At 48.7% G+C, this 12,380-nt stretch carries 10 protein-coding genes; 8 read left to right on the top strand and 2 right to left on the bottom strand.

Going from position 1 to position 12,380, the window contains the following annotated elements; all coding sequences use genetic code 11:
- Positions 1-11: 11 nt before the first annotated feature.
- Both IE064_RS03030 and IE064_RS03025 read right to left on the bottom strand, forming a co-directional pair.
- Positions 12-1,403, bottom strand: coding sequence for an ATP-binding protein (locus tag IE064_RS03030; protein WP_133039488.1), 1,392 nt, complete (start codon positions 1,401-1,403; stop codon positions 12-14).
- A gap of 3 nt (positions 1,404-1,406) precedes the next feature.
- Positions 1,407-2,066 (bottom strand): response regulator, encoded by a 660-nt coding sequence (locus tag IE064_RS03025; RefSeq protein ID WP_189616284.1) that lies wholly within the window; start codon positions 2,064-2,066, stop codon positions 1,407-1,409.
- Positions 2,067-2,447: 381 nt separating this feature from the next.
- Between IE064_RS03025 and hyaA (IE064_RS03020) the strand changes: the two genes are divergently transcribed.
- From hyaA (IE064_RS03020) to IE064_RS02985, 8 genes are all read left to right on the top strand, one after another.
- Positions 2,448-3,584 (top strand): nickel-dependent hydrogenase small subunit, encoded by a 1,137-nt coding sequence (gene hyaA, locus IE064_RS03020; RefSeq protein ID WP_189616282.1) that lies wholly within the window; start codon positions 2,448-2,450, stop codon positions 3,582-3,584.
- A gap of 3 nt (positions 3,585-3,587) precedes the next feature.
- Entirely contained in the window at positions 3,588-5,291 is a 1,704-nt protein-coding gene (hyaB, locus tag IE064_RS03015; protein WP_189616280.1) for a nickel-dependent hydrogenase large subunit, read from the top strand.
- A gap of 12 nt (positions 5,292-5,303) precedes the next feature.
- Positions 5,304-5,975 (top strand): Ni/Fe-hydrogenase, b-type cytochrome subunit, encoded by a 672-nt coding sequence (gene cybH / locus IE064_RS03010; protein WP_189616278.1) that lies wholly within the window; start codon positions 5,304-5,306, stop codon positions 5,973-5,975.
- 464 nt (positions 5,976-6,439) lie between these two features.
- Positions 6,440-7,579, top strand: a complete 1,140-nt coding sequence (gene hyaA, locus IE064_RS03005; protein WP_133039483.1) for a nickel-dependent hydrogenase small subunit — start codon at positions 6,440-6,442, stop codon at positions 7,577-7,579.
- 3 nt (positions 7,580-7,582) lie between these two features.
- Entirely contained in the window at positions 7,583-9,286 is a 1,704-nt protein-coding gene (hyaB, locus tag IE064_RS03000) for a nickel-dependent hydrogenase large subunit (protein ID WP_133039482.1), read from the top strand.
- A gap of 12 nt (positions 9,287-9,298) precedes the next feature.
- Entirely contained in the window at positions 9,299-9,967 is a 669-nt protein-coding gene (cybH, locus tag IE064_RS02995; protein ID WP_189616276.1) for a Ni/Fe-hydrogenase, b-type cytochrome subunit, read from the top strand.
- Between the two features lie 16 nt (positions 9,968-9,983).
- Positions 9,984-10,583 (top strand): HyaD/HybD family hydrogenase maturation endopeptidase, encoded by a 600-nt coding sequence (locus IE064_RS02990; protein ID WP_189616274.1) that lies wholly within the window; start codon positions 9,984-9,986, stop codon positions 10,581-10,583.
- Between the two features lie 2 nt (positions 10,584-10,585).
- On the top strand, positions 10,586-12,379 hold the full coding sequence (locus tag IE064_RS02985; RefSeq protein WP_189616272.1) for a NiFe hydrogenase: 1,794 nt from the start codon (positions 10,586-10,588) through the stop codon (positions 12,377-12,379).
- The last annotated feature ends 1 nt before the right edge of the window (position 12,380 follow it).

Genomic DNA, 12,380 nt, shown 5'->3' with positions numbered 1-12,380 from the left:
GCGGCCACGATTTAACGATGTTTGTTTGATTGTGGCAGTACTACCCGCACATCCAACCCCTTGGGTTTTCCCGGCTGAATAATTAAGCGCCCTTTGTGTAACCCCACAATATGGGCGCAGATAGACAGCCCCAACCCTGAGCCAGCAACATTTTCATTGGCGACCCGAAAAAAACGCTCTGTCAGCTGGCGACAATTCTCTTCATCCAAGCCCTCTCCGGAATCAATGATTTGCAATACCGCTTGACCTTGCTGTGGTTCTTCCCAGACATTAAGCTGGATTGGCCCTGCATTTCCCGAGTACTTGCAAGCATTGTCGATAAGATTTTTTAGTACCAGTTTCAGATAAAACGCATCGGCATCCACCTGGATTTTTGCGGGTAGATGCAACTCCCACTGATAATCTGCAATCAGTGGCAGCATATCGTTCAACACCTGCCGCACCAGTTCGCCTAAATCCACCTCGGCAACATTCAGTTGTTCTAGGGACTCAACTCGGGAGAGCAACAGCATTTGTTCAACTGTATGAGCGATTTGATCAATGCCTTTATCGATTGCCTGATGGTGTAATTGCAGCTCGGCAGGATTAGCTGATTCCAGCAGTCCCTGATGATGCAGCTTGATCACCGCCAGTGGGGTTTTAAGTTCGTGTGCCGCGTCGCCACTGAATTTCCGTTCACGACTCATGGCGGCGGCAACTCTGGCAATATAGGCATTGATTGCATCTCTGACCGTCACTAGCTCTGATGGCAAGCGCATATGCAACGGGGTTAAATCACCGGGGTCACGGCGTTTAAGTTTATCTGCCAGCGTTTGTAACGGCTCCAACAGCAAATAGGACAGAAAAATCATCAATAAAGCTACTAGCGGAAATACAATCGCGGGCGCAATCAAGCTGTTACCTATGATTTGATCCACCAGCTCTTTACGCACATCATCACGTTGTCCGGTGATGATCCACACCCCTTCCCCTTGTGAATAGTAGCTGTAAATATGCCACAGTCTGCCCTGATACACTTTACGGTGATAACCGACAACAAATTCAGCCATAGGTGCTTCAGCAGTATTAGCTGAACGTACCAATAAGTGACCGTCAGGTTTCCAGATCTGGAATGCCAGCTTTTGCTCATAGGCCAATTGCTCGGCATTGGCATCTTCATCAAAGGTTTCAACTTTGGCGGGTTTTATCTCCAGTAATAGTGGATGCTCAACCAGCAACTCTCGATGTTCCGGCGGTTGTGCACCATAAAACATTTCAAGAATTTTGGCGCTCTGGAGCATCTGAGCGTCAAAGAGTTCTTCAATTTGCTTGTGGGAATCGTGTGTACTGAGCCAACTGGAAATACCGATTGATAGCGAGATGCCAAGCAGCATCACCCCCATCATTAACACCCGTAATGACATGGCTTACTCCACTTCCGCTAATGTATAGCCAATGCCACGCACTGTCTTGATAAGTTCCGATGCGGTTTTTCGTCGCAAATGATGGATATGGACTTCGATGGAGTTGCTGCCAACTTCATCCCAACCGTAGGTGAGTTGCTCTAGTTGCCCTCTTGTGAGTACCCGGCCATTTGACTGGGCCAGTTCCAACAGTAACTGAAACTCGCGCCGCGACAAGCTCACAGGTTCACCACGAAAACTCACCTCATGCACATTCAAATCCATGGTCAGTGCACCAACCACCAGCAGATTCTGGTTCAAACCATGATGACGACGAACAATTGCTTTAAGCCTAGCCACCAGTTCTCTGACATCAAAAGGTTTCGCCAGATAGTCATCTGCACCAAGATCCAAACAGGCAAGTTTGGTATCAAAATCCGTGTTAGCCGTTAGAACGATGGTGGGAATATCAATGCCGCGCTGGCGCCACTGTTGCAATAAAGCACGGCCATTGCCGTCAGGTAACCCCAAATCCAACACGATGGCGCTAATGGTTTCATTGAGAATTGCCGCTTCTGCCTGTTTCACGGTAGCCACATGATCTACCTGAAAATCCAATTTCCCGAGGCTCAGTATGATGCCCTGTGCCAGTAGATCATTATCTTCAATTAAAAGTATGCGCATATAAACGTAATTTCTGCAGACCGCTGATAAGAGTCATATCCGGTAGTGTGATAACTACGGGATCTTAATAGGTTGATTGATAATAACGTTTCCTTACTAACACTCGCTAGTGTTCTGACAATATAGGTAGCATCTCAGTTCCTTTAGCGGCTAACCCTTTGAACAAAGTCAATATTTTTGTTCATTTTTTGTACTGTACACACCACATATTGATTTAGATCAATTTTATGACCGCAATATTGCGTACGCTGTCACGATTTTCACCATTTAATGACAAACATCAATTTTTCAGCCTTTTTGGTAGACCACTCACACAAGGTGGCAGGTGTAGCGTTATCCGTTAACGCCCATATTTTAAGACACAACATTTAGGGTAAATCCATGGAGACTCATTCAGCTCTATATCAGCAAGGACAACAGCGGCTAGCTGCGTTACGACAACTACCCGCACGCCAAGACCAATCATTGGCGGAACGCATGCAGCAATATGGCATCAGTCGTCGTGATTTTATGAAGTGGAGCGCATCGGTCACGGCGTTACTGGCATTACCGCTGCCGTTCAGCAATCTCGTGGCAGAAGCTGCCGAATTGGCGGATCGGGTGCCGTTGGTGTGGTTACATATGGCAGAGTGCACGGGGTGTTCCGAGTCGCTAACACGAGCCGACACGCCCGATCTCGACACGCTGATTTTTGATCATATTTCGCTGGAATATCATGAAACCCTGATGGCCGCCGCAGGCTGGCAAGCAGATGAAAATCTTGAACACGCACTTGAGCATTATAAAGGCAATTATCTACTGGCGATTGAAGGCGCGGTACCTACCGCCAATAATGGTGCCTTTTTGACCGTCGGCTGCAAAGGCCACACAGGTTTGCAATCCGTGCGCGAAGCCGCCGCGGGCGCTGCCGCCATCATCTCTGTTGGTACCTGTGCTTCCTTCGGTGGTGTGCAAGCGGCGGCCCCTAACCCCACAGGGGCGAAAGGGGTTCATGAAGTGATTGATAAAACGGTTATCAATCTAGGCGGCTGCCCTCCCAGTGAGAAAAATATCGTCGGCACGCTGATGTATTTTGTAATGTTCGGGCGTTTGCCAGCATTGGACATGTTTAATCGTCCCAAATGGGCCTACGGTGCTCGGGTACACGATAACTGTGAGCGTCGCGGGCATTTTGATTCTGGTGAATTTGTTGAGCAGTTTAGCGATGACAATGCCAAGAATGGTTACTGCCTATACAAAATGGGCTGTAAGGGCCCCTACACCTACAACAACTGTCCTACTGAACGTTTTAACAGCCATGTCAGTTGGCCGGTACTCGCCGGGCATGGCTGCATCGGTTGTTCTGAACCCAACTTCTGGGACGATATGGCGGATTTTGAGAAACCCCTTGGTCGCCAGTTATTACACGGGCTGGATGCCACCGCAGATACCGTTGGCGCTGTCATTTTAGGTGCGGCAGCCGTTGGTATTGGTGCCCATGCCGTTGCCAGTTTGTTTGTCGGTTCCAAGGAGGAGTAATCCATGAACCAACGTGTTGTTATTGACCCTATTACCCGTATTGAAGGCCATCTGCGTATTGAAGTGGAAGTGGATGAGCACAATGTGATTCAAAAAGCTTGGGCCTCCTCTACTTTATGGCGCGGTATTGAAGTGATCCTCAAAGGCCGTACTCCTATGGATGTCGGCTTATTGGTACAGCGGATCTGTGGTGTATGTACCTTTTCTCATTACCGGTGCGGCACCGAAGCCGTCGAAAATGCCCTGGGTGTAAAAATTCCGTTGAATGCCCAGTATTTGCGGTCACTGATGATGACCGCCCTGCACTATCACGACCATATTGTCCATTTTTACCATCTGCATGCCCTGGACTGGGTGGATGTAGTATCAGCCCTGAGTGCCGACCCCGCCAAGGCGGCACAAGTGGCGATGAAATACAGTGATAAGCCATTGGCGGCAGGTGAAGGCGATTTACGGGCAGTACAGGAGCGGGTTCAGGGATTTGTAAATAAAGGCAAGCTTGGCCCCTTTGCCAACGCATACTGGGGTAACAAGACCTATCGTTTCTCGCCGGAGCAAAATCTAATTGCACTGTCACACTATCTAAAAGCATTGGAAGTACAGCGTGTCGCCGCAGAGATGATGGCCATTTTTGGTGGTAAGCAACCACACCCGCAATCAGTCGTTGTGGGCGGTATGACAGCCGTGCGCGATCTGGTTAACCCAGCACGTTTGCAGGAATGGCAAGCCAAACACGACATCGTGACAGACTTTATTGAACGCGCCTATAAGGCTGATATCATCATGGCGGCTGATGCTTTTGGCAAAGAAGCTTCTGTGCTGGGTGGTGTTAATGTTCACAATTTTGTCTGCAGCAATGAATTTATGGGTGCTGATGGTCAATATATCTTTAAACAAGGTGTGGTTCTCAACGGTGATCTCAAGCAAGTCACCGATATTAATCCTGACTTGATTGCTGAGGACGTCACCCATTCCTGGTATAAAGCCGACAAGCCACAGCATCCTTACGTTGGCACGACCATCCCGGAATACACCGGCTTTGTTGAGCGCGATACTGTATACGGTAAATTACCGACAGTGGATGGTGACAAAAAATACAGTTGGGTGAAATCGCCTCGTTATAATGGTGAGCCAATGGAAGTCGGCCCACTGGCATGTCTGTTGGTCAACTATGCCAAGGGCAATCCATTGGTGGTAACTGCGGTTGACGATTTACTGAAACGCACCGGCTTACCGCTGGAGGCGCTGTATACTACCTTGGGACGCACGGCGGCCCGTATGTTACAGACATCAATCATCGCCAAAGAAAGCAACAATATCTTTAATGCACTGATCAACAACCTTAAAAGTGACGAATCTCTGTATCGTAAACCCGAGATAGACCCAAGCAAGGAATATGTCGGACACGCGATTATTGAGGCACCACGAGGCATGCTCAGTCACTGGGTACGTATTAAAGGCGGCGTCGTCGAAAATTATCAGGCAGTGGTGCCCACCACTTGGAATGCCGGGCCAATGGATGCTCAAGGCAAAATTGGTCCCTTTGAAGCATCACTGGTTGGCCTGCAACTGGAAGATCCCACCAAACCGCTAGAGGTCCTGCGGATCATCCATTCCTTTGACCCATGCATGGCTTGTTCAGTGCACATGATCGATTACAAAGGTCAGTCACTGGGTGAATTCCGTGTAGGTCCCAATGCCTGTTAAGGAGGGAAAACGATGACAACTGCCAATGTTGCCTACAAACAAGAGAAGGTCTTTAGTGCAGCGATCCGCGCTTTTCACTGGCTGAGAGCCTTGTCCATTGTGATATTGGTTGCCAGCGGATTTTATATCGCCTGGCCTTATCTGGTGGGCGCAGACTCAACCGATGTGCTGTTGCAAGGCTGGATCCGTTTCGTGCATCTTGCCTGCGGTTTTACCCTGTGTGCCATTACCATTTCTAGGGCATATCTGTTTTTTTTCGGCAAGAGTGATATTGAGCGTCGCTCTGTTCGGGATGTGATACGGCCTCAAAGCTGGATGGCACAGATTAAAACTTATCTGTGGATGGGCCATCTGGACAAAGCTGGCGTTTATGGCCCCCTGCAATTTATGACGTACTTTGCCATTTCCCTGATGGCAGCTTTGATGTGTATCACCGGTCTGGTGATGTATGCCAATGTCTTCCACCAAGGACTGGGAGGGGCGCTATGGAGTACTGCCAGTTGGATAACTGAGTCCATGGGTGGATTGGCGATGGTGCGCCTCTGGCACCATTACATCACTTGGGGCTTTGTTATTTTCTTAGTGATCCATATATACATGGCCGTTTGGTATGGCATTCGCTTCAAACACAATGCAGTAGATGCCATTGTCTCTGGATATGACTATCATCCAGAGAAACACTAAATAGTATTGGTAGTATTGGGAAAGAGTATTGGGGTCTGTTTTACAGGCCCCTTTAAACGTGACGCAGATCTGATTTTATTGTTTGATTTAGTTGCCATTACACCAAGAAAAAAACGAAAAGTGGTATTTGTTAATGGTTTGTATCACCCACAGACGAAATATCGCTATCATTCATCATCATAAGTATTGAGAAGGTCACAAAACAGTAGCGAAAGATGCAGTTAAAATACCCTAAAATCTGAGCATTATAGAAATTTCAGGACAAATAGACAATTTGTCCAAGTCTTGGATTCAATATTTGATCGTCATCATATTGTGAAAAACTAATTAACTCCGGCTTCTCATCTTTCATTGAAAATTGATACACCTCAACATTTCAACCTTTCTATGACCCTACACTAGCGCTGTTAACTGTGTGAGCTTTAACGCAAATCGCCTTTTAAAAACAACATTAAGGTAAACTCATGGACACACATTCAGCCCTCTATGAACAGGGACGGAAACGGTTGGAGGAACTGCGCCAACTGCCCCCCCGTCAGGACAAATCACTGCAGGAACGCATGTTGGAACACGGCATCAGCCGTCGTGACTTCATGAAGTGGAGCGCATCGGTCACAGCTTTACTGGCTTTACCGCTGCCGTTCAGCAATTTGGTGGCAGAAGCCGCAGAACTGGCTGACCGGGTACCATTAATTTGGTTACACCTGGCCGAGTGTACTGGTTGTTCCGAATCTTTGGTTCGAGCCGACACCCCTAATTTAGATTCATTGATCTTTGATCACATCTCTCTGGAATATCATGAAACCCTGATGGCCGCTGCTGGCTGGCAGGCAGAAGAAAATCTGGAACATGCGCTGAAAACCTATAAAGGCAACTATCTGCTAGCGGTTGAAGGCGCGGTCCCTACCGCTAACAATGGCGCCTTCCTGACTGTTGGCTGTAAAGGTCATACCGGTCTGGAGATCGTTAAAGAAGCTGCTGAAGGTGCTGCTGCCATCATTTCTGTTGGTACTTGTGCCTCCTTCGGTGGTGTGCAAGCTGCGGCGCCTAACCCAACCGGTGCTAAAGGCATCTATGAAGTGGTTGATAAAGCCGTGGTCAACTTGGGTGGTTGCCCACCTAGCGAAAAGAACATCGTTGGTACATTAATGTACTTCATCATGTTCGGTCGCTTACCAGCACTGGATATGTATAACCGTCCAAAATGGGCCTACGGTGCCCGTGTTCATGATAACTGTGAACGTCGTGGCCGTTTCGATTCTGGTGAATTCGTAGAACAGTTTGGTGATGAAGGTGCTAAACAGGGTTATTGCCTGTACAAAGTGGGTTGTAAAGGCCCTTACACCTACAACAACTGCCCAACCGAACGCTTCAACCACCATGTAAGCTGGCCAGTTTTGGCAGGTCACGGCTGCATGGGTTGCTCTGAACCCAACTTCTGGGACGATATGGCAGACTTTGAAAAACCACTTGGCCGCCAGTTACTGCATGGTCTGGATGCCACCGCCGACACTATCGGTGCTGTCATTCTCGGTGCTACCGTCGTAGGTATCGGTGCCCACGCTGTCGCCAGTCTGTTTGCCGGTTCTTCCAAGGAGGACTAATCAATGAATCAACGTGTCGTTATCGACCCTATCACCCGTATTGAGGGTCACCTCCGCATTGAAGTGGAAGTGGATGAAAATAATGTAATTAAAAAGGCATGGTCTGCCTCTACGCTGTGGCGCGGGATCGAAGTGATCCTCAAAGGCCGTACCCCAATGGACGTAGGTCTGATCGTGCAGCGTATCTGCGGTGTATGTACCTATTCTCACTATCGTTGCGGTACTGAAGCAGTTGAAAATGCACTTGGGATCAAAATTCCACTGAATGCCCGTTATCTGCGGTCACTGATGCATACTTCGCTGTTTATGCATGACCACGTGGTGCATTTCTATCACTTGCATGGTTTGGACTGGGTGGATGTGGTATCTGCACTGAGCGCCGATCCTGCAAAAGCTGCACAAGTTGCGCTGAAATACTCAGATAAGCCAATTGCAGCAGGTGAAGGTGAATTGCGTGCCGTACAGGAACGCGTTAAAGGCTTTGTGGAAACCGGTAAACTCGGCCCATTTGCTAACGCTTACTGGGGCAACAAAACTTACAAGTTTACACCTGAGCAAAACCTGATCGCGCTATCCCACTACCTGAAAGCTCTTGAAATTCAGCGTGTTGCTGCTGAAATGCTGGCCATTTTCGGTGGTAAACAGCCACATCCACAGTCTCTGGTGGTCGGCGGTGTTACTTCTGTACGCGACATGCTGAGTCCAGCACGTCTGCAGGAATGGAAGCAGAAACACGATATCGTAACCGACTTCATTGAACGCGGATATAAAGCTGACATAGTGATGGCGGCTGAAGCCTTCGGTGGCGAAGCCTCTGTGCTGGGCGGTGTTAACGTTCACAACTTCATGGCAACTAATGACTTTGTCACTGCTGATGGTGAGTACATCTTCCAGCAGGGCGTCATCATGAATGGCGATCTGAAGAATGTGACCGATATCAATCCTGATCTGATTGCCGAAGACGTTACTCACGCTTGGTATAAGGCGGATAAACCACAACATCCTTACGATGGCACCACTGTACCTGATTACACCGGTATGGTTGAGCGTGATACCGTCTATGGCAAACTGCCAACACTGGATGGTGACAACAAGTACAGCTGGGTGAAATCACCACGTTACAACGGCGAACCCGTTGAAGTAGGTCCATTGTCCTGCTTGCTGGTGAACTACGCCAAAGGCAATAAGGTTGTGGTTGATGCTGTTAACGGTCTGCTGCAACGCACTGGTCTGCCAATCGAAGCTTTGTTCACAACACTGGGTCGCACCGCCGCCCGTATGTTGCAGACATCTATTGTGGCTCAGGAAGGGGTTAAAACTTTCAACGCACTGCTAAGCAACATCCTGAGTGACGAGGCCACTTATGTGAAGCCTGTTATTGACCCTAATAAAGAATATGTGGGTCACGCCATGATTGAAGCACCACGCGGTATGTTGAGTCACTGGATCCGCATCAAAGGCAGTCTAGTAGAAAACTATCAGGCAGTGGTCCCCACTACCTGGAACGCAGGTCCTGTGGATGCCAATGGCAAAGTAGGTCCGTACGAAGCATCACTGTTGGGTCTGAAATTGGAAGATCCAACTAAACCGCTGGAAGTCATCCGTATTATCCACTCATTTGACCCATGTATGGCCTGTGCTGTGCACGTTATGGACTACAAAGGTCAATCACTGGGTGAATTTCGCGTTGATCCCAACGGCCTGTAAGGAGGAAGTGTTATGGCAGCAAGTATTGCCTATAAACAGGTAAAGATCTTCAGTGCCGCAATACGTATCTTTCACTGGCTGAGAGCGCTGGCGATTGTAATGCTAGTGGCCACAGGGCTTTATATCTCCTGGCCATATTTAGTAGGGGCTGACTCTACTGACGTATTGGTTCAGGGCTGGATCCGCTTTACTCATCTGATTTTCGGATTTGTGTTATGTGCGGTAACTCTCGCACGTGCCTATCTGTTCTTCTTTGGGAAAAGCGACATCGAGCGACGGTCCTTCAAGGATGTGATGAGCTTTAAAAGCTGGATAGCTCAGATCAAATCCTATCTGTGGATGGGCCATCTGGATAAAGCAGGGATATATGGACCGCTGCAGTTTATGACCTATTTTGCGATTTCGGTTGTAGCTGCTTTGATCTGTGTTACCGGACTGATATTGTATGCCAACGTTTATCACGAAGGCTTGGGTGGCGCGCTGTGGAGCACCGCATCCTGGTTGACTGAAGCAATGGGTGGCCTGGCCATGGTGCGTATCTGGCACCACTACATGACCTGGGTATTCATTATCTTCGTGGTAATTCACGTGTATATGGCCGTTTGGTATGGCATTCGCTTCAAGCACAATGCTGTGGATGCGATAGTATCAGGGTACGATTACCACCCAGAAAAGCACTAGGAGTCCAATGCGCCCAATGAAAGTATTATTATTGGGAATTGGCAATGTACTGTACGCCGATGAAGGTATCGGCGTACATTTTGTCAATTATATTCACGAGAACTACCGCTTCTTCCATCCTGAGCATGAGCTAGTTATGCTCGATGGCGGCACGCTGGCACAAGGTCTCACCCCTATTATTAGTCAATTTGATTCACTGATAGTGGTCGACACCATCAACGCCGCTGGCTGCGAACCAGGGGAAGTTTACTTTTTCGACTTTGATCGGGCTCCGCCTGAAGTTGACTGGCAAGGCAGCGCCCACGAAGTGGAAATGCTGCAAACATTGACAATGATGGAAATGTTAGGCGACCGTCCGCACACGATGGTGCTGGGGGTAACGCCAACCGTCATTGAACCTATGACACTGGGATTGACCGAGCGTATTGCCGCCGCTGTACCTCTGATGGAAACTGCGCTTCTCAAACATCTTGAAAATCAGGGATGGCAATGTGAGCGTATTTCCTATACCGACATCGCCGATCTTATTCCGCAATCCTACAAACCCCGTCTGTCCATGGGCGACAGAACCAGCGGCCACGCCCCGCGCCGGCAGGAAACGCAGGACACCGATTAATAATGAAATTGCTGAGATTCGAGTTTGACTGTTCTAAACAGGTGCCTTGGTATGGTTACTTATGCAATCAATACCTTAATTACCAAAAACTGAATTTAACCATAGGCTTGCTGGCTATCCGCCACCAGGCCGATAGCCATTTGGAGCAACAGAAAAAGCCGGTCATCACTTGGCGCTATTTGCTGGAAGCGGAAGGCGAGCAGGCACAACTGGAACAGTTAGCTGAGCAGATAGCCGCTGATTTTCTGATTAGCGTTAACCTGCTAGATTCTCGGATATTGCTCGCTACTGAACGTCTTGGTGATAACAAGCCTATTGACGTTACCGCGGCACAACTGCCCTTCTGCCAACACTGTCAGCCTCGTTTAGGTGATAACCAACATGCTGATTTTGCCAACCTGACATTGACATGTGAACACTGCCACGGTGAACAGGCGACAAAATCGCTCGCTAAAGTTGCGGGATTACAGCGTCAGGACATACAGCAACTGGCAATGCGTTTATTGGAAGGTGAAACGCTGTTCCTTGACGATGTCAACGGAAAGCTGGTTGTCAGTCGTCAAGCTATTGGCTCAGGACGGCAACAACTGTTGGTATGTAACCCCAATACGCTCAATAGTTTGTTCCAAGTCAGCGATAACGAAGTGCTGGCGTTATCTTCTATTGAAAAACCGCTGCTACTATTGCGTCCTACCGCAGCGGCCAAACTGCCAGCACCTTTGTATGAAGTGGGTTTCGCAGCATCGCGTCTGCAATTGGTACTGACAGAGTTTCTCCGGGTCAAAGGCGTTGATGCTATCTATTGTCGTCGGGAAAATCAGCAGGCGTTATATGCTCATATGCTTGGCATGGATATCCCTGTTCGCGCGCCGATAGTCATACTCAATCAAGCCAAACTCGGGCAACCGTTGCCAGAAACCCTGCATGACAGTGCCAGATTTGGCCAATATGTGGCCAAAGCGAATGGTAAACGCCAACAACAGTTGACCGTTAGCTTGAGTGACGATGACTCGATTTGGGATTCCACTGAAGCCAGCAACGCTGCACAGTGCGCATTGTTAGGTATTGCCGCTGAAGATGGCAGTAGTAATAATCTAGGATTACTGTATTTCAGTGACGAATATTGCTCTCAGTTGCTCACCTCTGACGATAAAGGCAATGTCAGCTGTTTTATGCAGATCCCCGAGTTACCAGTACATGGACGGGAAATTGTGGCGGCGTTAGAAGCCAGTCCACAACAAGGGGTATTTGCCAAATTTGCCGAGCAGTATCCAGAACTGTACCAACGGCTAACGCAGCTAGATCTCAGTGATTGCCCGAAACAGAGCCTGAAAACTTTATGGGTAGTGGCTGCAGTGATCATCGGTATTCAAGCTGATAGCAATGCGCAACTTGCCGATGCATTTGTGGCTGCCGCGATGAGCAATACCAGTGCCAATGCACCACGTATTGACTATCCACTGGTGTCCGGTGACAGCGCCAGTTTCAATTGGTGTAAGACTTTTGGCACCTTAATCAGTTTCCGTCTTGCCGGGGATGAAGATGCCGCCAAACTGGCTTTTGCCATGAACGATTCACTGGCGGATTTTATCGCAAACTGGATTGAACGGCTGGATCTTAATACCGCAATTCGCCGTGTTTATCTGGCAGGTAGTAGCTTTGCCAACCCAGTACTGGGCCGCCGCATTGCATTGAGGTTAGGGAAAAACTTCGCGCTTGGCGTTAGTCAAATGCAGGATCTCGACGGTGCGCTGTTAGCTGCTGGGGCGCTTTACCTGCGTCAACGCCGGAGATAGC

Origin of the sequence: Shewanella fodinae, assembly GCF_014651955.1 — a bacterium.
Lineage (GTDB): Bacteria > Pseudomonadota > Gammaproteobacteria > Enterobacterales > Shewanellaceae > Shewanella > Shewanella fodinae.
The sequence above is the reverse complement of the archived record's forward strand: the minus strand, read 5'-3'. Positions and strand labels throughout refer to the sequence as shown.

Coding starts and splice junctions, on each gene's coding strand:
- IE064_RS03030 (WP_133039488.1), bottom strand. CDS start 1,403: ATGTCATTACGGGTGTTAATGATGGGGGTGATGCTGCTTGGCATCTCG.
- IE064_RS02985 (WP_189616272.1), top strand. CDS start 10,586: ATGAAATTGCTGAGATTCGAGTTTGACTGTTCTAAACAGGTGCCTTGG.
- IE064_RS03025 (WP_189616284.1), bottom strand. CDS start 2,066: ATGCGCATACTTTTAATTGAAGATAATGATCTACTGGCACAGGGCATC.
- hyaA (WP_189616282.1), top strand. CDS start 2,448: ATGGAGACTCATTCAGCTCTATATCAGCAAGGACAACAGCGGCTAGCT.
- cybH (WP_189616278.1), top strand. CDS start 5,304: ATGACAACTGCCAATGTTGCCTACAAACAAGAGAAGGTCTTTAGTGCA.
- hyaB (WP_133039482.1), top strand. CDS start 7,583: ATGAATCAACGTGTCGTTATCGACCCTATCACCCGTATTGAGGGTCAC.
- hyaA (WP_133039483.1), top strand. CDS start 6,440: ATGGACACACATTCAGCCCTCTATGAACAGGGACGGAAACGGTTGGAG.
- IE064_RS02990 (WP_189616274.1), top strand. CDS start 9,984: ATGAAAGTATTATTATTGGGAATTGGCAATGTACTGTACGCCGATGAA.
- cybH (WP_189616276.1), top strand. CDS start 9,299: ATGGCAGCAAGTATTGCCTATAAACAGGTAAAGATCTTCAGTGCCGCA.
- hyaB (WP_189616280.1), top strand. CDS start 3,588: ATGAACCAACGTGTTGTTATTGACCCTATTACCCGTATTGAAGGCCAT.